21 protein-coding genes are annotated in these 21435 nt (G+C 72.7%); 8 read left to right on the top strand and 13 right to left on the bottom strand.

Annotated elements, in window-relative coordinates; translation table 11 throughout:
• Positions 1-71 precede the first annotated feature (71 nt).
• Genes ABZY20_RS26725 through ABZY20_RS26715 form a run of 3 tightly spaced genes read left to right on the top strand, consistent with a single transcriptional unit; the run spans position 72 to position 3361 of the window.
• Entirely contained in the window at positions 72-1454 is a 1383-nt protein-coding gene (locus tag ABZY20_RS26725; RefSeq protein WP_356444369.1) for a ferredoxin reductase family protein, read from the top strand.
• Between the two features lie 40 nt (positions 1455-1494).
• Entirely contained in the window at positions 1495-2565 is a 1071-nt protein-coding gene (locus ABZY20_RS26720) for an FMN-binding protein (RefSeq protein ID WP_356444367.1), read from the top strand.
• Positions 2558-3361: an FAD:protein FMN transferase gene (locus ABZY20_RS26715; protein ID WP_356444365.1), complete on the top strand. Its 804-nt coding sequence runs from the start codon at positions 2558-2560 to the stop codon at positions 3359-3361. The genes ABZY20_RS26720 and ABZY20_RS26715 overlap by 8 nt, the downstream gene beginning before the upstream one ends.
• 56 nt (positions 3362-3417) lie before the next feature.
• On the opposite strand, the gene ABZY20_RS26710 is transcribed toward ABZY20_RS26715, so the two are convergent.
• The 6 genes from ABZY20_RS26710 to ABZY20_RS26685 form a co-directional block, all read right to left on the bottom strand.
• Entirely contained in the window at positions 3418-3963 is a 546-nt protein-coding gene (locus ABZY20_RS26710; RefSeq protein WP_309096230.1) for an arginine repressor, read from the bottom strand.
• A 7-nt stretch (positions 3964-3970) separates the two neighbouring features.
• Positions 3971-5170, bottom strand: a complete 1200-nt coding sequence (locus tag ABZY20_RS26705) for an acetylornithine transaminase (protein ID WP_356444363.1) — start codon at positions 5168-5170, stop codon at positions 3971-3973.
• Entirely contained in the window at positions 5167-6072 is a 906-nt protein-coding gene (gene argB, locus ABZY20_RS26700) for an acetylglutamate kinase (protein ID WP_356444361.1), read from the bottom strand. The genes ABZY20_RS26705 and argB overlap by 4 nt, the downstream gene beginning before the upstream one ends.
• Positions 6069-7220, bottom strand: coding sequence for a bifunctional glutamate N-acetyltransferase/amino-acid acetyltransferase ArgJ (argJ, locus tag ABZY20_RS26695; RefSeq protein ID WP_356444360.1), 1152 nt, complete (start codon positions 7218-7220; stop codon positions 6069-6071). Before argJ ends, argB begins: the two co-directional genes overlap by 4 nt.
• Positions 7217-8245: an N-acetyl-gamma-glutamyl-phosphate reductase gene (argC, locus tag ABZY20_RS26690; protein ID WP_356444358.1), complete on the bottom strand. Its 1029-nt coding sequence runs from the start codon at positions 8243-8245 to the stop codon at positions 7217-7219. The genes argJ and argC overlap by 4 nt, the downstream gene beginning before the upstream one ends.
• 125 nt (positions 8246-8370) lie before the next feature.
• Positions 8371-10854, bottom strand: a complete 2484-nt coding sequence (locus ABZY20_RS26685; RefSeq protein ID WP_356444356.1) for an alpha-L-arabinofuranosidase C-terminal domain-containing protein — start codon at positions 10852-10854, stop codon at positions 8371-8373.
• 137 nt (positions 10855-10991) lie between these two features.
• Between ABZY20_RS26685 and ABZY20_RS26680 the strand changes: the two genes are divergently transcribed.
• Positions 10992-11441, top strand: coding sequence for a DUF6314 family protein (locus ABZY20_RS26680; RefSeq protein ID WP_356444355.1), 450 nt, complete (start codon positions 10992-10994; stop codon positions 11439-11441).
• Here the strand turns inward: ABZY20_RS26680 and ABZY20_RS26675 are convergent.
• The 3 genes from ABZY20_RS26675 to ABZY20_RS26665 form a co-directional block, all read right to left on the bottom strand.
• Positions 11423-12016, bottom strand: a complete 594-nt coding sequence (locus ABZY20_RS26675; RefSeq protein WP_356444353.1) for a histidine phosphatase family protein — start codon at positions 12014-12016, stop codon at positions 11423-11425. The two genes, ABZY20_RS26680 and ABZY20_RS26675, sit on opposite strands and share 19 nt — an antisense overlap.
• 73 nt (positions 12017-12089) lie before the next feature.
• Complete coding sequence (locus ABZY20_RS26670; RefSeq protein ID WP_356444351.1) at positions 12090-12530, bottom strand: GNAT family N-acetyltransferase; 441 nt, start codon at positions 12528-12530, stop codon at positions 12090-12092.
• A 40-nt stretch (positions 12531-12570) separates the two neighbouring features.
• Entirely contained in the window at positions 12571-14007 is a 1437-nt protein-coding gene (locus ABZY20_RS26665) for a PLP-dependent aminotransferase family protein (RefSeq protein ID WP_356444349.1), read from the bottom strand.
• On the opposite strand from ABZY20_RS26665, the gene ABZY20_RS26660 reads away from it, so the two are divergent.
• Entirely contained in the window at positions 14006-14923 is a 918-nt protein-coding gene (locus ABZY20_RS26660) for a DMT family transporter (RefSeq protein ID WP_356444347.1), read from the top strand. The genes ABZY20_RS26665 and ABZY20_RS26660 overlap by 2 nt on opposite strands.
• A 91-nt stretch (positions 14924-15014) precedes the next feature.
• Complete coding sequence (locus ABZY20_RS26655; protein WP_356444346.1) at positions 15015-15215, top strand: DUF1918 domain-containing protein; 201 nt, start codon at positions 15015-15017, stop codon at positions 15213-15215.
• A gap of 1 nt (position 15216) precedes the next feature.
• On the opposite strand, the gene ABZY20_RS26650 is transcribed toward ABZY20_RS26655, so the two are convergent.
• Complete coding sequence (locus ABZY20_RS26650; RefSeq protein WP_356444344.1) at positions 15217-16467, bottom strand: family 10 glycosylhydrolase; 1251 nt, start codon at positions 16465-16467, stop codon at positions 15217-15219.
• A gap of 181 nt (positions 16468-16648) precedes the next feature.
• Here ABZY20_RS26650 and ABZY20_RS26645 point away from each other — a divergent pair, with 181 nt between their 5' ends.
• The gene (locus tag ABZY20_RS26645; RefSeq protein ID WP_356444342.1) at positions 16649-17521 is read left to right on the top strand and encodes a 3-hydroxybutyryl-CoA dehydrogenase; all 873 of its coding nucleotides are present in this window, start codon (positions 16649-16651) and stop codon (positions 17519-17521) included.
• A gap of 243 nt (positions 17522-17764) precedes the next feature.
• The gene (locus tag ABZY20_RS26640; RefSeq protein ID WP_356444340.1) at positions 17765-18022 is read left to right on the top strand and encodes a hypothetical protein; all 258 of its coding nucleotides are present in this window, start codon (positions 17765-17767) and stop codon (positions 18020-18022) included.
• An 11-nt stretch (positions 18023-18033) separates the two neighbouring features.
• Here the strand turns inward: ABZY20_RS26640 and ABZY20_RS26635 are convergent, their stop codons facing one another.
• From ABZY20_RS26635 to ABZY20_RS26625, 3 genes are all read right to left on the bottom strand, one after another.
• Complete coding sequence (locus ABZY20_RS26635; protein WP_356444338.1) at positions 18034-18579, bottom strand: NUDIX hydrolase; 546 nt, start codon at positions 18577-18579, stop codon at positions 18034-18036.
• A 106-nt stretch (positions 18580-18685) separates the two neighbouring features.
• Positions 18686-20026 (bottom strand): transcriptional regulator, encoded by a 1341-nt coding sequence (locus ABZY20_RS26630; RefSeq protein WP_356444336.1) that lies wholly within the window; start codon positions 20024-20026, stop codon positions 18686-18688.
• Positions 20027-20278: 252 nt separating this feature from the next.
• Positions 20279-21310, bottom strand: coding sequence for a PP2C family protein-serine/threonine phosphatase (locus ABZY20_RS26625; RefSeq protein WP_356444334.1), 1032 nt, complete (start codon positions 21308-21310; stop codon positions 20279-20281).
• Between the last annotated feature and the right edge of the window lie 125 nt (positions 21311-21435).

Raw genomic sequence — 21435 nt, 5'->3', positions numbered from 1 at the left:
GCCCGCGGCTGAACGCACCGGCGCCCGCGCACGTATCTGTGGGCCAAGGGTCAAGTCCCCACGGAGGAACCGTGACCACCACGCTCGCAGGCGGACGTGCCGCCCGCCGCCAGACGATGCGCCGCATCCGCCCGCGCCGCTCCCCGGCCGTACCGCTGCTGATCGCCCTGTGGGCCGGTGCGGCGGCCGTGCTGTGGCTGTGGTGGGACAACACGCCGTCCCTCGCGGACACCACGAGCAAGATCCTGGCGGCCGGCCGGATCACGGGCCTGCTCGCCGGCTACCTGATGGCGCTGGTGGTGCTCCAGATGGCGCGGGTGCCCGCGCTGGAGCGGCGGGTGGGCACCGACCGGGTCGCGCGCTGGCACGCCATGACCGGCCGTTACACGCTCAGCCTGGTCCTCGCCCATGTCTTCCTCACCATGTGGGGCTACGCCCTGCAGGCGGGCAAGGGGCTCGGCGACGTCGTGCAGCAGACCGTCGACTCCGTCAACCAGCTGCCGGACATGGGCAAGGCCGCCATCGGCACGGGCCTGCTGTTCGTCATCGGGATCCTGTCGATCGGCGGGGTCCGCCGGCTGATCGGGTACGACACCTGGTACCACGTGCACCTGCTCACCTACGCGGCGGTGTACATGACGTTCTGGCACCAGATCACCACCGGCAACGAGTTCGCCGTGGAACCGGCCGCGAAGACGTTCTGGTACGGGCTGTACGGCGTCGTGACCGCGCTGGTCGTCTGGTACCGGATCCTCACCCCGATCCGGCTGAACCTGCGGCACCGCATGCGCGTCGAGGCGGTCATCGAGGAGACTCCGGGGATCGTGTCGGTGCTGATCGGCGGACGCCGGCTGCACCGGATGGGCGCGGAGGCGGGGCACTTCTTCCGGTGGCGCTTCCTGGCCCCGGGCATGCGCTTCAGCTCGCACCCGTACTCCCTGTCGGCGGCGCCCCGCCCGGACATGCTGCGCATCACCGTCAAGGCGATCGGCGACCACACCGAGCGGCTGCGCGATCTGGCACCCGGCACCCGGGTGTGGGCGGAGGGCCCGTACGGCGCGATGACCGCGCAGCGCCGCAGCCGCGGCAAGGTGCTGCTGGTGGCGGGCGGGGTGGGGATCACCCCGATGCGGGCGCTGTTCGAGACGCTGCCCGGCGCGTCCGGCGACATCACGCTCCTCTACCGCGCCAACAGCACCCAGGACCTGGCCCTGTGGGGCGAGCTCGCCAAGATCGCCGACGAGCGCGGCGCGCGGCTGATGTACGCGGTCAACAGCCCCGACGGGGAGCGCCCCGACATCTCCGCCGAGTCCCTGCAGCGGAAGATCCCGGACATCGGCGACCACGACGTCTTCATGTGCGGGCCGCCCGGCTTCGCGCAGTCGGTCTACGAGGCACTGCGCGGCGCGGGAGTCCCCGCACGCCGTATCCATCACGAGTCGTTCGAGATGTGAGCGACGGGACACCAACGGCCCTTCAGGAGTTTGGGAAACGATGAGGAAGTCTCACCCCGTCCGGCGTGCCGTGCTCGCCGGCGCAGCCACCGTCTCCGGGATCGTGCTGCTGCTGTCACTGAAGCCGGCCTCCGACCCGGGCGCCGCCCAGGCGGCGGGCGGGCAGGTGCCGCCCGCCGCGGCGGGACAGGCCCCGCAGGGCGGCGTGAACGGCGCGGTCACCGGTGACGCCGCGCAGACGGAGTACGGCGCGGTCCAGGTCCGCCTGACCCTGAGCAACGGCAAGATCACCCAGGCCGAGGCGGTCCAGGCGCCGAAGGGCGGGCGCAGCGACCAGATCACCGCCAGCGCGGTGCCCCGCCTGAACCAGGCGGCGGTCGCCGCGCAGAGCGCGGACATCGACGCGGTGTCCGGGGCCACGTACACCAGCGCCGGCTACAAGAAGTCCCTCCAGTCCGCCCTCGACAAGGCCAAGGCCCCGGGAGGCGCGGGGCAGGGCTCTGGGCAGGCGCAGACCCTGACCGGTGACGTGGCGCAGACGGAGTACGGCCCCATTCAGGTCCGCATCACCGTCGCGGGCGGGAAGATCACCAAGGCCGAGGCCGTCCAGGCCCCCAAGGGCGGACGCAGCGACCAGATCACCTCCACCTCCGTACCCCGCCTCAACCAGGCGGCCGTCGCGACCGGAAGCGCGGACATCGACGCCGTCTCGGGCGCCACCTACACCAGCGCCGGCTACAAGAAGTCCCTCCAGTCCGCCCTCGACAAGGCCAAGGCCCCGGGCGGCGCCGGTGGTTCCTCCGGGGCCGCAGGCTCGGGAGGCGGCGGCCAGGCTGAGACGCGGGTCCTCACGGGCAGCGTGGCGCAGACGGAGTACGGCCCCGTCCAGGTCCGCATCACCGTCGCGGGCGGGAAGATCACCAAGGCCGAGGCCGTCCAGGCCCCCAAGGGCGGACGCAGCGACCAGATCACCTCCACCTCCGTACCCCGCCTCAACCAGGCGGCCGTCGCGGCCGGAAGCGCGCAGATCGACGCCGTCTCGGGCGCCACCTACACCAGCGCCGGCTACAAGAAGTCCCTCCAGTCGGCGCTGGACCAGGCCGGTGGCTGACACGGTGGCCGAATCCGCCGAGGCTCCCGCCGCGGTGCGTCATGCGGAGGAGACGATGGGGACCGTCTTCTCCCTCGACGTCCGCGGCGGGGAACCGGCCGCCGTGCGCGCGGCCGTGGACGAGGTCGTGGCCGGACTGCACCGGGTGGACGAGGTGTTCAGCACCTACCGCGACGACAGCCAGGTCTCCCGGCTGCAGCGCGGGGAGCTGACCGTCGGGGAGTGCGACCCCGAGGTCGCCGAGGTGCTCGCACTGGCCGCCGAGGCGGAGCGGGTGAGCGACGGCTGGTTCAGCACCTCGTACCGGGGCCGCCTCGATCCCACCGGCATCGTCAAGGGCTGGGCGGTCGAGCGGGCGGCGCGGCGCCTGGCCGAGGTGCCGGGGGTGTGCGGGGTGAACGTCAACGGCGGCGGCGACGTGCAGCTGCTCGGGACGCCGGGGGCGCAGCGGCCGTGGCGGGTGGGTGTGTCCGACCCGTTGCGGCCGGGGGGCCTGGCTGCGGTCGTCTCCGCGGGCGGGGTGACCGAGTTGTCGGTGGCCACGTCCGGTACGGCGGAGCGCGGGGCGCACATCGTCGATCCGCGGACGGGACGTTCGGCGGTGACCGACCTGGTCGCCGTGACGGTGGTGGGGCCCCGGCTGACGTGGGTGGACTGCTGGGCCACGGCGGCGTTCGCGATGGGGTCGCGGGCGGGACTGGCGTGGCTGGAGTCGCTGCCGGACGTCGAGGCGCTGCTGATCACGGCCGGTGACGAGGTGCGCTGCACCGGGGGGCTGGCCGCGCGGCTGGGGTGAGCGAGGGCTGAGGGAGCGCGGGGGCGGCTGCTCGGCCGCCCCCACCCCCGCGCCGCTCACTGCCCGTTCTGCGCCAGCCTCAGCAGGTGGTCGGCGAGCGCCTGCCCACCCGTCGGCTCCCGGCTGATCAGCAGCAGCGTGTCGTCACCGGCGATCGTCCCGAGGATGTCGTGCAGCTCGGCCTGGTCGATGGCCGAGGCGAGGAACTGTGCCGCACCGGGCGGCGTGCGCAGCACCACGAGATTCGCCGACGCCTCCGCGGAGATCAGCAGCTCCTGGGAGAGCCGCCGCATCCGCTCCTCCTTCGCCGACCCGCCCAGCGGTGCGCGCGGCGTGCGGAAACCGCCCTCGCTCGGCACCGCGTAGATCAGGTCGCCGTCGGTGTTGCGGATCTTGACCGCGTTCAGCTCGTCCAGGTCCCGGCTGAGCGTCGCCTGCGTGACGCTCAGTCCGTCGTCGGCGAGCAGCTTCGCCAGCTGACTCTGCGACCGCACCGGCTGCCGGTTGAGGATGTCCACGATCCGGCGGTGGCGTGCGGTGCGGGTCTGCGGCACGGCGGGCCCGTTCGCCCCCGGCTGCTCGTGGTCCTGCGCCTGGCTCATCGTCGTCTCATTCCCCGGATCGTCCTTCGCCGCTGACTGCCTGGAGGATGCCGGGCAGCGCGCCCAGGAACGCGTCCACCTCGTCGTCGCGGAGATTCAGCGGCGGCATCAGCCGGACGACGTCGGGGGCGGGCACGTTCACCAGGAAACCGGCCTCCTGAGCCGCCTGCCGCACCTGGGGCGCGAGCGGCTCGGTGAGCACGATACCCAGGAGGAGTCCCGCTCCCCGGACGAAATCGATCAACTGATGGCCGAGGCCCTCGATTCCTTCGCGCAGCCGCTCGCCCTGCCGCTTGACGTTCTCCAGCAGTCCCTCGCTCTCGACGGTGTCGAGGACGGCGAGCCCGGCGGCGCAGGCCACGGGGTTGCCGCCGAAGGTCGTGCCGTGCTGGCCGGGCTGGAGCAGCTCCGCCGCCCGGCCGAAGGCGACGGTCGCGCCGAGCGGCAGCCCGCCGCCGAGCTGCTTGGCCAGGGTGACGACGTCGGGCAGCACGCCCTCGTGTGCCTGGTACGCGAACCAGTGCCCGGTCCGGCCGATGCCGGTCTGCACCTCGTCGAGGACGAGGAGCGCCCCGGTGGCGGCGGTGATGGCGCGGGCGGCCTTGAGGTAGCCGGCGGGCGGTACGACGACGCCGAGCTCGCCCTGGATCGGCTCCAGGATCACGAGCGCGGTCTCGTCGGTGACGGCGGCGGCCAGGGCCTGCGCGTCGCCGAACGGCACGTGCGTGACGTCCCCGGGCAGCGGCAGGAACGGGTCCCGCTTGCCGGGCTGCCCGGTCAGCGCCAGGGCGCCCATGGTCCGCCCGTGGAAGGCGCCCTCGGTGGCCACGACGTGGGTCCGCCCGGTCAGCCGGCCGATCTTGAAGGCGGCCTCGTTGGCCTCGGCGCCGGAGTTGCAGAAGAAGACCCTGCCGTCCCGGCCGAAGAGCTGCAGCAGCCGCTCGGCGAGCGTGACGGTGGGGTCGGCCATGAAGAAGTTGGAGATGTGGCCCAGGGAGCCGATCTGCCGGGTCACGGCCTCGACGATCGCCGGGTGGGCGTGGCCGAGCGCGTTGGTCGCGATGCCGCCGACGAAGTCGAGGTACCGCGTGCCGTCGGCGTCCCACACCGCGGTGCCCTCGCCGCGGACGAGGGGCAGCAGCGGGGTGCCGTAGTTGTTCATGAGGGCGCCCCGCCACCGCTCGGTGAGGTCCTCGTTGGCGGTCATTCGGCGTCCCCCTTCTCGTCGGGCACGACCATCGTGCCGATGCCCTCGTCGGTGAAGATCTCCAGCAGGATCGAGTGCTGGACCCGTCCGTCGATCACGCGGGCGGTGGTGACGCCGTTGCGCACGGCGTGCAGGCAGCCCTCCATCTTCGGCACCATGCCGGACGACAGGTCGGGCAGCAGCCGCTCCAGTTCGGAGGCGGTGAGGCGGCTGATCACCTCGTCGCTGTGCGGCCAGTCCTCGTAGAGGCCCTCGACGTCGGTGAGGACCATGAGGGTCTCGGCGTCCAGTGCCGCAGCGAGTGCCGCAGCAGCCGTATCAGCATTGACGTTGTAGACATGTCCGTCGTCCTGGCTCCGGGCGATCGAGGAGACGACCGGGATGCGGCCGTCGGCGAGCAGGGCCTGGATCGCGCCCGTGTCGATCGCGGTGATCTCGCCGACCCGGCCGATGTCGACGAGTTCGCCGTCGATCTCGGGCTGGTGCTTGGTGGCGGTGATGGTGTGGGCGTCCTCGCCGGTGAGGCCGACGGCGAGCGGGCCGTGCTGGTTGAGCAGCCCGACCAGTTCGCGCTGGACCTGCCCGGCCAGCACCATCCGTACGACGTCCATGGCGTCCTCGGTGGTCACCCTGAGGCCGGCCTTGAACTCGCTGACGATGCCGTGCTGGTCGAGGGCGGCGCTGATCTGCGGTCCGCCGCCGTGCACGACGACCGGCTTCAGGCCGGCGTGGTGCAGGAAGACCACGTCCTGGGCGAAGGCGGCCTTGAGGTCCTCGTCGACCATGGCGTTGCCGCCGAACTTGATGACGACCGTCTTGCCGTTGTGCCGGACCAGCCACGGCAGCGCCTCGATGAGGATCTGCGCCTTGGGCAGGGCGGTGTGCTTGCGCGTGTGGCTCATGAGGAGTAGGCGCTGTTCTCGTGGACGTAGTCGGCGGTGAGGTCGTTGGTCCAGATGGTGGCGGTCTCGGACCCGGCAGCGAGGTCGGCGACGATGTGCACCTCGCGGTAGCGCATGTCGACCTTCTCGCGGTCCTCGCCGACGCCGCCGTTCTTGCAGACCCAGACGCCGTTGATGGCGACGTTCAGCCGGTCGGGCTCGAAGGCGGCGCTCGTCGTGCCGATCGCGGAGAGCACCCGGCCCCAGTTGGGGTCCTCGCCGTGGATGGCGCACTTGAGGAGGTTGTTGCGGGCGATGGAGCGGCCCACCTCGACGGCGTCGTCCTCGGTGGCGGCGTTGATCACCTCGACCTTGATGTCCTTGCTGGCGCCCTCGGCGTCCCGGATGAGCTGCTGGCCGAGGTCGTCGCAGACCTGCCGTACGGCCTCGGCGAACTCCGCGTACGCCGGGGTGACGCCGGACGAGCCGGAGGCGAGCAGCAGCACGGTGTCGTTGGTGGACATGCAGCCGTCGGAGTCGACCCGGTCGAAGGTCGTGCGCGTCGCCGCCCGCAGGGCCTTGTCCAGGTTCTCGCTGTCGACGTCGGCGTCGGTGGTGAGGACGACCAGCATGGTGGCGAGGCCGGGGGCGAGCATGCCCGCGCCCTTGGCCATGCCGCCGACCGTCCAGCCGTCCCCGGTCACGACGGACGTCTTGTGGACGGTGTCGGTGGTCTTGATGGCGATGGCGGCCTTCTCGCCGCCGTGCTCGGAGAGCTGGGCCGCGGCTTGCTCGACGCCCGGGAGCAGCTTGTCCATCGGCAGCAGGACACCGATGAGGCCGGTGGAGCACACGGCGATCTCGACGGCGCCGCGTCCGAGGACCTCGGCGGCCTTCTCGGCGGTGGCGTGCGTGTCCTGGAAGCCCTTGGGGCCGGTGCAGGCGTTGGCGCCGCCGGAGTTGAGGACGACGGCGGAGACCTGGCCGCTCTTGAGCACCTGCTCGGACCACAGCACCGGCGCGGCCTTCACGCGGTTGGAGGTGAACACGCCCGCGGCGGCGCGGCGGGGCCCGGTGTTGACCACGAGGGCCAGGTCGGGGTTGCCGTTCTCCTTGATCCCGGCGGCGATGCCCGCCGCCGTGAATCCCTTCGCTGCCGTCACGCTCACGGCGCAACTCCGATCGTCGTCAGTCCGGTGGTCTCGTCGAGACCGAGGGCGAGGTTCATGCTCTGGACGGCACCGCCCGCGGTGCCCTTGGTGAGGTTGTCGATGGCGCTGATCGCGATGATCCGCCCGGCGGCCGCGTCATGCGTGACCTGCACCTGAACGGCGTTCGAACCGTGGACGGACGCCGTGGCCGGCCACTGGCCCTCGGGGAGCAGGTGCACGAACGGTTCGTCGGCGTAGGCCTTCTCGTAGGCGGCGCGCAGGGTCTCGCCCGTGACGCCGTCCGCGGCCTTGGCGCTGCAGGTGGCGAGGATGCCGCGGGGCATCGGGGCGAGGGTCGGGGTGAAGGAGACGGTGACCGGCTCCGCTGCGACCGCGCTGAGGTTCTGGGTGATCTCGGGGGTGTGCCGGTGCCCGCCGCCGACGCCGTACGGGGACATCGATCCCATGACCTCGCTGCCCAGCAGGTGCGGCTTGGGCGCCTTGCCCGCGCCGGAGGTGCCGGACGCGGCGACGATCACCGCCTCGGGGCCGGCCAGGCCCGCCGCGTAGGCCGGGAAGAGGGCCAGCGAGACGGCGGTGGGGTAGCAGCCGGGTACCGCGATGCGCTTGGACCCCTCCAGCGCGGCGCGGGCACCCGGCAGTTCGGGAAGGCCGTAGGGCCAGGTGCCGGCGTGGGGCGAGCCGTAGAACCTCTCCCACGCGGCGGCGTCCGTGAGCCGGAAGTCGGCACCCATGTCGACCACCAGGACGTCCGGGCCGAGCTGCTCGGCGACTGCGGCGGACTGCCCGTGCGGCAGGGCGAGGAAGACGACGTCGTGGCCCGCGAGGACCTCCGGCGTGGTCTCCCGCAGCACTCGGCCGGCCAGGGGCAGCAGGTGCGGCTGGAGCGCACCGAGCGTCTGCCCGGCGTTGGAGTTGCCGGTCAGGGCGCCGATCTCGACCTCGGGGTGCGCCAGGAGCAGACGCAGCAGTTCCCCGCCCGCGTATCCGCTCGCTCCGGCCACTGCCGCACGTACCGCCATGGATCCTCCTCCTTAGAGAGCATGACTATACGATTCGCCGCAGTTTTATGCAATCCCTTGATCGGTGGGCGGCGCGTGAGTGGGCCGCTGCCCGGCGGACAGCGGCCCACGGCGTCAGCGGGGCGTCACCGCTGCCTGATCCTCAGGAACGTCACGGAGTTCCCCGGGAAGGTGTAGGTGAACGTCCCGGCCACGCCCCGGAGGGTGGAGGTCACCGGGGTCACCGGGGTGTCCGTCTCGGTGTTCACCGCGTCCTGGTCGGCGGCCAGCGTGGTCACGCGGGCGGTGGAGGCGACCTTCGCGCCGCCGAGGTCGACGGCCGTGCGGGCCTCGGCGGGCTGGGCGTTGACGACCTTGACGATCAGGTCACCGGTCCCGGCGTCCTCGGTGACGACCTGGCGGAACGGCTCGGCCGGCTTGTCGTCGGTGAAGCGGCCCCACTCCTCGCCGTCGAGGAAGAGGGTGACCTGGCGGCCGCGCACCTTGATGTCGATGTCGTAGGCGCGGCCCGTCTCGATCGACCCGGCCTTGGCCATCAGGGTGGCCTTGCCGCCGTCGGCGGCCTGCTCGACGGCGGACTGGGTGTTGTTCCAGCCGCCCAGGTTCCACCAGTAGTAGGTGCCGGTGTCCTTGACGCCGAAGGCGACGAGGAAGCCCTCCTTGCCGGACTTCTTGGTGGCCCTCACGTGCAGGTCGTAGTCCTTCCAGGCCGGGTCGCCCGCCGTGACCATGGTGTTCTCGGCGGCGGTGTCGGTCTGGACGTACTGGCCGTCCTGGATGCTCCAGCTGCCGGCGCCGGTGTGCTTCCACTGCGAGGCGTCACCGGAGAAGTCGTCGTTCAGCAGGGTCGAGCCGTCCGCCGCGGTGACCTTCACGTCGTCGTACGCGGCGCTGGTCGCCCACGTCGACAGGCCGACGGCGCCGGTGACGGGGCCGCTGACGTCCGGGGTGGTCGTGGCCGTCGAGGGGACCACGCGATCGCCGGCGTTGGTCATGAACAGCTTCTGGACCTCGTAGCTGGCCGAGTTCCAGGAGGCCCGGTTGTTGAACCAGATCATGTCGGGGCGCCACTGCACGTAGTCCTCGTTGGCGAGCAGCGGGGCGTAGGAGGCGAGTTTGACGACGTCCGCGTTGCGCTCCAGGCCGGTCATGAACGCGGCTTCCGCGAGGCCGTTCTTCCAGGCGTTGCCCTGGGAGGCGTACTCGCCGAGGAAGACCTCGGGGCCGCCCCGGTCGTAGGAGTCGTAGCGGTCGTTGTTCCGCAGGAACCAGTCGGGGCTGTTGTAGTAGTGCTCGTCGACCATGTCGACCCCGCCCTCGCGGTTGAGCTGCCAGGCGGTGTCGAAGATCGTGCCGGAGTCGTCCGGGCCGGAGTTGGAGATGACGGTGATCTCCGGGTACTCCGCCTTGACGGCGGCCCGGAACCGCTCGAAGCGGGCGAAGAACTCCCTGGGGAGGTTCTCCTCGTTGCCGACCCCGATGTGGGTGAGGCGGAAGGGCTTGGGGTGGCCCATGCGCGCGCGGACCTTGCCCCAGGTGGAGGTCGCCGGGCCGTTGGCGAACTCGATGAGGTCAAGGGTGTCCTGGATGTGCCGCTTCAGCAGCGCCTCGTCGTCGGTGGCCTTGTTCTGGCCGCAGCCGGTCACCAGGGCCGGGACCACGGGCAGCGGCATGGCGCCGATGTCCTCGGAGAAGCGGAAGTACTCGTAGTAGCCGAGGCCGTAGCTCTGGTTGTAGCCCCAGAAGTTGGCGTTGGTGGCGCGCTCCTCGACGGGGCCGACGGTGTCCTTCCACTGGTAGCTGCGCTTGCGCTGCCAGCCGCTCGCCTCGCTGTAGTCCTCCATGGAGCCGGTGTTGACCAGGCAGCCGCCGGGGAAGCGCACGAAGCCGGGCTTGAGGGCGGCGATCTTCTCGGCGAGGTCCTTGCGCAGGCCGTTCGGCTGGTTCTTGTACGTCTCGCGCGGGAACAGCGACACCATGTCGAGCGCGGCGGCGTCCGTCGCGGCGACGGCGAGACGGCCGCGGCTGCTGGTGCGCGTCGCCGTGAACGCGGCCGTGTACTTCGCCCAGCCGCCCTCGACGGCGACCTGGCGGGCCGTGGCCAGGCTGCCCGCGGCGTCCTTCAGCGAGACGGTGAGCGTGCTGCCGCTCCCGGCGCGGGCCCAGACGGAGAAGTCGTACCGCTTGCCCTGCTCGACCCGGATGCCGGTGTTGTAGCCGGCGTTGGTCACCGACGAACCGGCGCTCAGGGAGAGGTAGGTGCGGTTGCGTTCGTTGAGCCGGCCGGAGTCGTTCACCACCTGGGCCGTGCCGCCGACCGCCCAGGAGGTCAGGGGCGTGTAGGAGCCGTTGTCGGCGGTGGAGTACTCGAAGGAGCGGTTCTGCACGAGCTCGGCGTACAGACCGCCGTCGGCGGCCCGGTTGATGTCCTCGAAGAAGACGCCGTACATCGTGTCGTCAATGGTCGCGCCCCGGGCGGACGGGTCGAGGGTGATCGCGTAGTCGGTGACGCCCTCGGCGTGCGCGGGGGCGGGCACGAGGGCTGCTGCCGTCAGGAGGGCGGCGGTCGTCAGACCCACGCTCCATCGGGTACGGGCGGTGCGATGCATGGATACTCCGCGGCTCTCTGGTGGAGGAGTGTTCGAAATATCGGACATTGCTCAGAACTTCGAACGGCAAGATAGGGAGGGGGCCAGGGCGCGTCAATGGGTCGCGCAGCACCGGACGGGACGGAGAGCGGTACGGCATGGGCGAGTCGGGCGAGTTCTGGCCGGTGCCGGACGCGCTGGCCTATCTGGCCGGGCGCTGGCGGGTGTCACGGACGGTGCGCGATCTCGCGGGCGGCGCGGAGGGGGAGTTCTCCGGCACCACCGAGTTCAGCGCGCTGGAGGGCGGCGGGCTGCTGCACCACGAGTCCGGCACGTTCGTCTGGCAGGGCGTCGCCCGGCCCGCCGAGCGGACGCTGCGGTTCCTGCCGGGGCCGGACGGCACGGCGGACGTGCGGTTCGCGGACGGCCGGCCGTTCCACGACCTGGACCTCAGGTCGGGGCGGCATGTCGCCGGCCATCCGTGCGCGGCGGACCTCTACCGCGGCGAGTTCACCGTCCTCGGCGCCGGCCGCTGGCGGACGGTGTGGCGGGTGCGCGGCCCGGCCAAGGACCTCGTCCTGCGCACCGGCTACGTACGCGAGGGCTGAGCGACCGCCCCGTCGAAGCGCAGGTTCCAGCGGCCGGCCCGGCCCGTGACGCAGGTCGCCGACAGCGGCCGGACGTCGAGGTTCCAGTACGTCGAGGGCGGTGCCTTCAGTGCGTAGACCAGGGCGGCCCGGATCACGGACGGTTCGGCGACCGCCACGACGCGGCAGCCGTCCTCGACGGGCCGGGTGTCGAGCCAGCCGCCGACACGGGTGATGAAGTCCACCAGCGACTCGCCGCCGTGCGGGGTGGCCCGCGGGTCGGCGAGCCAGCGGTCCACCGCCTCGGGCTCCCGGGCCATGGCCTCGCCCAGGGTCAGCCCGCGCCAGCGGCCCATGTCGCAGTCGCGCAGGGCGAGCTGCACCAGCGGCGCGTAGCCGAGCCCCTCCCCCGTGGCACGGCTGCGCGGGGTCGGCGAGCAGTAGCGCAGCTCGGCAGCGGCGAGCGGCAGCAGGTCCCGGGCCGCGCGCTCCACCTCGGCCCAGCCGGCCTGGTCCAGCGGCTGGGCGTCCTCGAAACGCTCGGCGAGCGGCGGTGCGCTGCGCGCGGCGGCGACGAACGTGACCCGAAGAGGCATGCGGCGATCGTGGGCGCAGCAAGTGCGCAGGTCAAGAGGCGTTGTCGAGGCGTTACCGAGGGTGCGGCGGCGGTCACGGGCCGAAGACGAGCGCCATGAAGTGCTCGGGCCGCTCCAGCGGCGCGAACCCGGTCTTCCGGTAGACGCCGTGCGCGTCGTGCGTGGCGAGGAGCAGGCGCCGCACCCCGTACGACCGCACCTCCTCCCGGACGGCCGCCACCAGGGCCGACCCGAGCCCCTTGCCGCGGACCGAAGGCTCGACGTACACGTCGCACAGCCACGCGAAGGTCGCCCGGTCGGTGACGACCCGGGCGTAGGCGACCTGCTCCCCCGACACCGTCGCGTACACCCCGAAGTTCAGCGAGCCCTCGACGGCCCGGTCCTGCTGCTCGCGGGGGCGGCCCAGTGCCCAGTACGCGTCGGTGGACAGCCAGCGGTGCACGCGCGCGGCATCCACGCGGGCGGGGTCGGTGGAGATCTCGTACCCCTCGGGCAGGGGCGGGGTGCCGGTCATGGCGCGATGCTCGCAGCCGGGCCCGAGGCGCGTCGAGCGGTTATCCCCGCACCTCGTCCCAGGCGGTGCGCAGCCGCCGTACGCCCTCGGCGATCTCCTGGACGTTCGCCACGGCGGCGAAGCTCAGCCGCAGGTGGGCGGCGGGCGGCTCGGCGCTGAAGTAGGGCCGGCCGGGGGTGACCGCGACACCGGCGCGCAGCCCGGCCGCGACCAGGGCCGCCTCGTCCGTACCGTCGGGCAGGCGGGGCCACAGGTGGTAGCCGCCGGACGGGACGTGCGCCAGGGCCAGTTCCGGCAGGCGCAGGGCCAGCGCGGACGTCATCGCGTCCCGGCGCGCCCTCAACTCGGTGGAGACCGCCCGCAGATGACGCGGCCAGGCGGGCGAGCCGACGAGTTCGAGGGCGGCCTCCTGCAGGGGCCTGGGCACGAAGAACGTGTCGACGATCTGGATGGCGCGCAGCCGCTCCAGAACCGGCCCGCGCGCGGCCAGGGCGCTCACCCGGAAGCTCGGCGAGGTCGCCTTGGTCAGCGAGCAGACGTGGACGACGACACCGTCGGGGTCGTCGGCGGCCAGCGGGCACGGCAGCGGCCCCGCGTCCTCGTGCACGAGCCGCCGCACGAAGTCGTCCTCGACGACGAACGCGCCGGCCGCGCGGGCGATGCGCAGCACCTCCCCGCGCCGCTCGGGTGCGAGCACGGCACCGGTGGGGTTCTGGAAGAGCGGCTGGCAGACGAAGGCCGGGGCGCCGGTGGCGCGGAACGCCTCGGCGAGCAGCGCCGGCCGCACGCCGTCGGCGTCCACCGGGACGGGCACCGGGCGCAGGCCGGCGGCCCGGGCGATGGCGAGCATGCCGGGGTAGGTCGGTGACTCGACCAGCACGGGGGCGCCGGGCGGGGCGAGGGCGCGCAGGGCGGTGGTGAGCGCCGACTGGCCGCCCGCGGTGACCAGCACCTCGGCAGCCGTGAAGGCCCCGCCGATGCCGCGTGCGAACCATTCGCGCAGCTCGGGCAGCCCTTCCATGGGCGGCCTCCCCCAGGCGCCGGGCCGGCGTCCGGCGCGGGACAGGGCGGCGGCCATGGCGCGCTCCGGCTGCAGCGAGGGGTGCAGATAGCCGCCGTTGAACTCGATGACGCCGGGCGGCGGCGCGGCCAGCGACACCAGCACCCCGGAGGCGTCCACCGAGCGGGGTACGAGGTCGGCGGCACCGTCCGCGCTGAGCGCGACCTCCTGCCAGGAGGTGTCCCCGGCCGGTGCCGGTGCCGGCCGGGCCTGCGCGCGGAACGCGCCCGCGCCGGGCCGGGTCACGACCAGACCCTCAGCGGCGAGCTGCGCCAGGGCCCGCGACACGGTCACCGGGCTCACCCGGAACCGCTCGACCAGGGCCCGGCTCGACGGCAGCTTCTCACCGGGCGAGTAGCGGTCGAGCTCCCGCCGGAGCTGTTCCGCCAGTTCACCGACGCTGTTACGCTCATGCATGAGAGCAGAGAGTAGCGCTACTGCGGCGCCCCCGATAGCAGTCAGCAGGGAGCGGGAGCGCACCGGCCCCGGTGTCGCGCAAGCCGCCCTGGGCGTCGTCGCCTTCTCCCTCACCTTCCCGGCCACCGCCTGGGGGCTGGAGGGCTTCGGGCCCTGGTCGCTGGTGGCCGTGCGGAGCGTGCTGGCCGCGGTGATCGCCGGTGCGGCGCTGCTCGCCCTGCGCGTGCCGCCGCCCGCCCGCCGCCACTGGCCGGGACTCGCGGTCGTGGCCGCCGGAGTCGTCCTCGGCTTCCCCCTCCTGACCACGCTGGCGCTGCGGACCTCGACCACCGCGCACGCCGCCGTCGTGGTCGGGCTGCTCCCGCTGACCACCGCGCTCTTCTCCGCCCTGCGCGTCGGCACCCGCCCCTCGCGCACGTTCTGGGCGGCGGCCCTCGCCGGTGCGGCGGCGGTGCTGGCCTTCACCGTGCAGCAGAGCGGCGGCGCCCTGACCTCGGCCGACGCGTACCTCTTCGCGGCGCTGCTGGTGTGCGCGGCCGGCTACACCGAGGGCGGCCGGCTGGCCCGGGTCATGCCGGGCTGGCAGGTGATCGGCTGGGCGCTGGTGCTGTGCCTGCCGGTGGCCGTGCCGGCCGCCGCGTTCGCGCTGGCGCAGGAGCCCGTGCGGCTCACCGCGCACAGCGTCACGGGGCTGCTGTGGGTCGCGGCGGGTTCGCAGTTCCTGGGGCTGGTCTTCTGGTACCGGGGCATGGCGGCCATCGGGATCCCGAAGGCCAGCCAGTTGCAGCTCGCACAGCCGCTGCTCACACTGGTGTGGTCGGTGCTGCTGCTGGGCGAGCACCTGACGGTGGCCGCTCCGCTGACGGCCGCGGCGGTGCTGGTCTGCATCGCCGTCACGCAGCGGGCGCGCGGCTGAGCGGTGACGTGCACGGCCCCGGCCGAGGTGCGCCCCCCGCCGTAGACTCGTGGCCACGGACCGCTGCTCCACACATCGTGAGGAGGCCCAGATGCGCGCAACCGTGGGTGACCAGCTTGTCCAGCACGGCAGGGTGGTCGGTCAGCACGACAAGGTCGGCGAGATCGTCGAGGTGCTCGGCGAGGAGGGCGGCCCCCCGTACCGCGTCCGGTTCGAGGACGGGCACGAGGGCATCTGCTCTCCGGGACCCGACACGGAGATCCGCCACCGGGAGACCACCACCGGGCCGTGACTCAGCGCGGGGGTCGGGCCGGTTGCCCGTAGTGGTCGTCGACCACCCTCGCCATGGCCCCGATCCGATCGGCCGCCACGTCCCTGGCGGCGAAGAAGACGTGCCCGCGCACCTGCGCGTGCCGCTCGGCCAGCGTCAGGTGCCGGGACAGCTCGGCGGTCTCCTGCCAGGCCGGGGGCTGCGCCGGGTCACCGGCCTTGTACAGCGCCTCCCCCACGTACAGCCGCGTCCTGCTGCCGCGTGCGACCTCCGCCCACCAGGGCAGGAGCTTGGCGTAGTCGGCGGCGGCGAAGCCGATGTTCCAGTACAGCTGCGGGATGATGTAGTCGATCCAGCCCTCCCGCACCCAGGTGCGCGTGTCCGCGTGCAGGTCGTCGTAGGTCTGCACACCGGCCCGGGTGTCGGAGCCGAGCGCGTCGGTGGCCTTGTTGCGCCACACCCCGAACGGGGAGATGCCGAAGTCGGCGTTCGGCCGGGCCCGCTTGACACGGTCGGCCGTCTCGCGCACCAGCCGGTCGATGTTGTCCCGCCGCCACGCGGCCCGGTCGGCGAAGCCGCCGCCGTGCTCCCGGTAGGCGGCGTCGTCGTCGAAGGCCTGACCGGCCACGGGGTACGGGTAGAAGTAGTCGTCGAAGTGGACGCCGTCGACGGGGTACTTCGCCACCGCGTCGAGCATCGCGTCCTGCACGAAGGCGCGGACCTCGGGCAGCCCCGGGTTGTAGTAGAGCTTCCCGCCGTACGTCACCACCCAGTCCGGGTTCCTGCGGGCGGGGTGCGAGGCGGCGAGCCGGGCGGGGTCGGCGTGCCCGGCGACCCGGTAGGGGTTGAACCAGGCGTGCAGTTGCAGACCGCGGGCATGGGCCTCCTCGACGGCCGTGCCCAGCGGGTCCCAGCCGGGGTCCTTGCCCTGGGTGCCGGTGAGGTAGTGCGACCACGGCTCCCAGGGCGAGGGCCACAGCGCGTCGGCCGTGGGCCTGACCTGGAAGAACACCGTGTTGAGCCGATGGCGGACGGCCGTGTCGAGGTGGGTGAGCAGTTCGGAGCGCTGCTGCGAGGCGGACAGCCCCGGCTTCGAGGGCCAGTCCCGGTTGGCCACGGTCGCCAGCCACACGCCCCGCATCTGCGAGGCCGCCCGTCCGCCGCCCCTGCCGTCGGGCGCAGCGCCCGTCCGGGGGGCCGCCGACGCCGGAGGCATCATCGTGAAAGCCGACAGCGCCGCGACCGCGAACGCCCTGCGTGACACTCGTCCCATGCGCATCGCCCCAAAAAGCCGCGGATCCGCCCGGTCGCGGATCGCTTCGCGCCCAGCATGCCCGACGCGGAGGCGCCCCCGGCGATCGATCATCGATACTTGGGAGTAACGTGCACGAACGGAGCAGGCACCGCGACCCGGCGCGCCTGCCCGGACGTGGATCAGCAGCGAAAGGGACGATGTGACGGACATCCCAGCGGGAGACATTGCACGCGTCGGAGTCGTGGGCTGCGGTCAGATGGGCGCGGGCATCGCCGAAGTGTGCGCCCGGGCCGGCCTGGACGTCATGGTCGCCGAGACCACCGGCGAAGCCCTGGAGATCGGCCGCACCCGGCTGTTCAACTCCCTGGCCAAGGCGGCCGAGCGCGGCAAGATCACCGAGGAGGAGCTGGAGGCCACGCAGGCCCGCCTGAGCTTCACCACGGACCTCGGCGAGTTCGCCGACCGCGACCTGGTGATCGAGGCGGTCGTCGAGAACGAGCAGGTCAAAACCGAGATCTTCCAGGTGCTCGACCAGGTCGTGACCCGGCCCGACGCGATCCTGGCCTCCAACACCTCGTCCATTCCGCTGGTGAAACTGGCGGTGGCGACCTCGCGGCCCGACCAGGTCGTCGGCATCCACTTCTTCAACCCGGCCCCGGTGCAGAAGCTCGTCGAGCTGATCCCGGCGCTCACCACCTCCGAGGGCACCCTGGGCCGGGCCCAGCAGTTCACCGAGAAGCTGCTGGGCAAGCACGCGATCCGCGCCCAGGACCGCTCCGGCTTCGTGGTCAACGCGCTGCTGATCCCGTACCTGCTGTCCGCGATCCGGATGTTCGAGACGGGCATCGCCAGCCGCGAGGACATCGACAACGGCATGGAGATGGGCTGCGCCCACCCGATGGGCCCGCTGAAGCTGTCCGACCTCATCGGCCTGGACACGGTCGCCTCGGTCGCCGCGTCGATGTACGAGGAGTACAAGGAGCCGCTGTACGCCGCTCCCCCGCTGCTGCAGCGCATGGTCGACGCGGGCCGGCTGGGCCGCAAGACGGGGTCGGGCTTCTACTCGTACTGACGGCCCGGGCAGCCCGGAGGGCGGCCTCCCGGACACCTCCCGACGTCCGGTTACGGACGGTCAGATTTCGGCCAATGCGGCGGGCCCGGCACCTGAAAGGGTGCCGGGCCCGCGGTATTCACACACCGTGTGCGCGCCGGGCTCGCATATGCCCGCCGCACACGCTTACCAGGCGCCCACCAGGGGAGTTGACTCCTGAACGCACATCAGGGATGTGACACGACTACGGAAAGGAGCGGAATCGTGACCACCGATCCCGAGCATCCCGTCGTTCACGGAGAACTCGCAGAGTTACGACGCCGCCTCGACGTGGCGTACGCCCGCGTCGAGGGCGGACTGGCTCTGCTCAGCCACCGCACCGAGGAGACCGCCAAGGAGATCGAGGAGCTCAACACCCGTATCCACACGCTCGAACACGCGCGCTGGCCGCTGCCCGCGGTCGCCGCCCTCACCGCCGTGGGTGCCCTCGTCATGGCGTTCTGGCAGGCGTTCGGACGCTAGGACACACCGCGTCAGGGCAACGCGTCCTGTCCGAGCCTGAGATGGTGCAGCAGAAGTAACGCGGCCGCCATGTTGGCGGCCGGGACCTCGCCGCGGGCGACCATGTCGGGGACGAGCTTGAGGGGCACCCATTCCCGGCGGTCCGACTCGAAGTCGTCCACGGGGTGACCGACGTACTCGCCCTCGCCGGACCAGTACACGTGGTGCCGGGCGTCGGTGAGCCCGTTGGACGGCTCCACGCTCATCAGGTGGTGCAGGGGTCCCGGCCGCCAGCCGGTCTCCTCCTCCAGTTCCCTGGCGGCCGCGCGGGCGATGTCCTCGCCGTCCTCGACCACCCCCGCCGCGAGTTCCCACCCCCAGCTGTCCGTGATGAAGCGGTGCCGCCACAGCAGCAGGACCTCGTTGGCCTCGTTCACCACCGTGGCCACCGCGACGGGCCGCAGCCGTATGAGGAAGTGGTCGAGGTGCCGGCCGTCCGGCAGTTCGACATCCGCGAGATTGACGCTGAACCAACGGTTTGAGTACACAGTTTGTTCGTTGTGTTTCGTCCACTGCACGGTTCTGCCACCTTCCGTCGAGTAAGGGGCAATATCGCAGCAGGGACGTCAGGACAGCAGGCGCACGGGAAGCGGCGTGGGATCGGCGGGGCACCGCCGCCCGGTCCTACAACGGTACGCGCAGGGCCCCGTCGATGAGTTCGGCCGCCTCGGCCGTGCCCGCGCACCCGTTGCGCACCAGGTGCTCGCGCACCGCCCGCAACCGGTCGCGCAGCCGCTGGGACTCCATGCCACGGGCCTGCTCGGCCATCTGCACCGCGATGGCGACCGCCTTGTCGGCGTTGCCCTGCCGCAGTTCGATGGTGCTGAGCATGGCGAGCCGGTGCACCCGTCCCCGGTCGTGCGCCGGGTTGTCGACGGCGGCCGCGGCGTGCTCCCCGGCGGCCGCGATCTCCCCGAGGCTCAGCAGGGCCTCCGCCACCTGCACGTTGACCAGGCCCGGCTGGACATAGCCGGTCTCGTCGGGCTCGTAGCCCCGCCGGATGCGCTCGGCGGCCTGCTCGGCCCGCCGGATGCAGGACAGGGCGCTGCCGCCGTCGCCGAGATGCGCGTACGCCTTGGCCTGCATGGCGTACAGGTCGGAGGCGAGCGCCGGGGTGATGTGCTTGCCGGCGGCCCGCAGCGCGGCCTCCGCGAACGCCACGGCCTGCCGGTACTCCCGCATGAACAGCGACTGGTTGACCAGCAGGGCGATGACGTACGCCCCGAGTCCCCGGTCCCCGCTGGCCTTCGCCAGGCGCAGCGCCTGGTGGAAGTAGCGCTGCGCGAGCCCGTGCGCGTCGGAGTCGTAGGCGCAGATGCCGGCGACCGCCACCAACCCGCCCGTGGCGCGGTGCAGCTGACGGCCCGTCCGGTCGGTGTAGCTGCCGCGCAGCAGCGGCGCGGCCTCGGCGTTGAGGAAGCCGACGATCCGGGCGCGTGTCGCGATGCCGCCGGCCTTGCGGTACATCTGCTCGTAGTGCGTACGGGCCGCCCGCAGCATCTCCAGGTCGCCCGGGGTGACCCGGTGTCTGCCGCCCCGTGAGACGTCCACGTCCTCCGGCGGGTTCTCCCACTCCCACACCGGCATCACGGCGGGCGTGCCGGTCAGGGCGGGCGCGCCCAGGATGTGCGGGCGCTGCTGCTGGTCGGAGCGCCACAGGGCGGTGGCCCGCTCGACGAACCCGGACAGCGAGCCGGTGTGCGGGGCGGACGGCTCGCCGGGCACGCCGAGGCCGATGTCGTCGAGGGTCACCTGCCGCCGCAGCCGGGCGGCGAGCACCTCGCAGATCAGGTCGGGCACCTGCCCCCGGGGGCGCTGCCCCTTCAGCCACCGGGCGACGGCGGTGTGTTCGTAGCGCAGGGACAGGCCTCGTGCCCGCCCCGCCTGATTGACGTGTGCGGCCAGCCCTGCGTGCGAGATCCCCGCTTCGTCCAGGATCGCGTCGAGCAGAGTGTTGGGCTGCATGTGGGCCCCCCGGATGGCTCGGTGCGGCCAGGTTAGTGGTTCCGTCTTCACACGGGGTGTGAACGGAGTGCTCGAATCCGCAGGGTGTGCGCGCTGTCGCTCACAGTCGCCGGGCGGTTGACTTGACTGCCTCGAAAGAGGCCGGCCGGGCCGCCGGCTCCCCCTCGTACAGTGCGGCGGCCCGCTCCGCCGTCCGCCCCGCCGCCTGCCCGACACTCCGTGGCGGGGCGGGCGGCATCGCCGGCCGGGCCCTCACCGCGGGGACAGGGGTGTGTCGCCGGGCGCCGATGCGCCGCGGCCGCTCGCGCGGTTCCCCGCGCTGCCGAGCGGCGCGTCCCGGTCGTTGGTGAGGACCAGCAGGGCGATGTCGTCGGCCGGGGCGCCGCGGATGTGGTGGCGCAGAGCCGTGCCGACCCGGGTGAGCACCTCCCGCGACGAGGCAGGCGCGTCCCGCGCGGCGCTCTCCAGCACGGCCGTCAGGGGGAAGAACCGGCCCCGCCCGTCCCGCGCGTCCTGGGCACCGTCCGTGTAGAGGAACAGGGCGTCACCGGGCTCCAGGCACCCCAGACCCGCGGTGGGCAGGTCGGCGTCCGGCAGCGGGAACAGACCCAGGGGCGGGTACGGATCGCCCGGGGCGAGCTGCGCCACCTCCGTGCGGCTCAGCCGGTACGGCCAGGGATGGCCGCAGTTCAGCGCGAGCATCTCGCCGTCGGCCCGGATCTCCACGAGCAGCAGCGTCACGAACTCCTCGGCGTCACCGGCGGGATGCTCCTGGCGCAGATGCCGGTCCAGGGCGCGCTCCAGCCGGCGCAGCACCCCGCCGAGGTCCTTCTCGTCGTGCGCGGCCTCACGGAAGCAGCCGAGCACGACGGCGACGGTGCCGAGCGCGCCGATGCCGTGCCCGCGGACGTCGCCCATCACGGCCCGGACGCCGAACTCGGTGGCGACCACCTCGTACAGGTCACCCCCGATCGCGGCACCGCGCTCCGCCGACACCTGGACGGCGGCGACGTCCAGCCCGTCGACGCGCGACGGCAGCGGCCGCAGCAGCGCGCTCTGCGCGGCACCCGCGACCCGGCGCAGTTGCCGCAGCTCACGCGTCAGCGGCCGCCGCGCGTGCAGGATCAGGCCGGTGCCGACCGCGAAGAACACGGCGCTGGTGACGATCCGCGCCGGAAGATCGGTCTGCTGGGCGAGCGGACAGGCCAGCTTGTACGTGACGGCCGTCGCGCCCCACACCGCCGGCAGTCCGAGGCTGCGCACCCGGCCCCTGATGCGGATCATGCCGATGGCCCCCCATCAGGCCCCTGACACAGAGAATCGGGGCGGGGCGGGGGGGGGGGGGCGCGGGGGTGGGGCGGTGGCCCCCCCAAGTCGGGGGTCACCACGTCATTCCCAAGAACAAGTGA

This window comes from Streptomyces sp. NPDC006624 (assembly GCF_040611555.1).
Taxonomy (GTDB): Bacteria; Actinomycetota; Actinomycetes; order Streptomycetales; family Streptomycetaceae; genus Streptomyces.
The sequence above is the reverse complement of the archived record's forward strand: the minus strand, read 5'-3'. Positions and strand labels throughout refer to the sequence as shown.

Excerpts from the sequence above, each read along its gene's own strand:
- ABZY20_RS26720 (WP_356444367.1), top strand. The coding sequence starts at position 1,495 with ATGAGGAAGTCTCACCCCGTCCGGCGTGCCGTGCTCGCCGGCGCAGCC.
- ABZY20_RS26660 (WP_356444347.1), top strand. The coding sequence starts at position 14,006 with ATGAGAGCAGAGAGTAGCGCTACTGCGGCGCCCCCGATAGCAGTCAGC.
- ABZY20_RS26625 (WP_356444334.1), bottom strand. The coding sequence starts at position 21,310 with ATGATCCGCATCAGGGGCCGGGTGCGCAGCCTCGGACTGCCGGCGGTG.
- ABZY20_RS26710 (WP_309096230.1), bottom strand. The coding sequence starts at position 3,963 with ATGAGCCAGGCGCAGGACCACGAGCAGCCGGGGGCGAACGGGCCCGCC.
- argC (WP_356444358.1), bottom strand. The coding sequence starts at position 8,245 with ATGGCGGTACGTGCGGCAGTGGCCGGAGCGAGCGGATACGCGGGCGGG.
- argB (WP_356444361.1), bottom strand. The coding sequence starts at position 6,072 with ATGAGCCACACGCGCAAGCACACCGCCCTGCCCAAGGCGCAGATCCTC.
- ABZY20_RS26665 (WP_356444349.1), bottom strand. The coding sequence starts at position 14,007 with ATGCATGAGCGTAACAGCGTCGGTGAACTGGCGGAACAGCTCCGGCGG.
- ABZY20_RS26655 (WP_356444346.1), top strand. The coding sequence starts at position 15,015 with ATGCGCGCAACCGTGGGTGACCAGCTTGTCCAGCACGGCAGGGTGGTC.
- ABZY20_RS26670 (WP_356444351.1), bottom strand. The coding sequence starts at position 12,530 with ATGACCGGCACCCCGCCCCTGCCCGAGGGGTACGAGATCTCCACCGAC.
- ABZY20_RS26650 (WP_356444344.1), bottom strand. The coding sequence starts at position 16,467 with ATGGGACGAGTGTCACGCAGGGCGTTCGCGGTCGCGGCGCTGTCGGCT.
- ABZY20_RS26705 (WP_356444363.1), bottom strand. The coding sequence starts at position 5,170 with ATGACCGCCAACGAGGACCTCACCGAGCGGTGGCGGGGCGCCCTCATG.
- ABZY20_RS26630 (WP_356444336.1), bottom strand. The coding sequence starts at position 20,026 with ATGCAGCCCAACACTCTGCTCGACGCGATCCTGGACGAAGCGGGGATC.
- ABZY20_RS26680 (WP_356444355.1), top strand. The coding sequence starts at position 10,992 with ATGGGCGAGTCGGGCGAGTTCTGGCCGGTGCCGGACGCGCTGGCCTAT.
- ABZY20_RS26685 (WP_356444356.1), bottom strand. The coding sequence starts at position 10,854 with ATGCATCGCACCGCCCGTACCCGATGGAGCGTGGGTCTGACGACCGCC.
- ABZY20_RS26675 (WP_356444353.1), bottom strand. The coding sequence starts at position 12,016 with ATGCCTCTTCGGGTCACGTTCGTCGCCGCCGCGCGCAGCGCACCGCCG.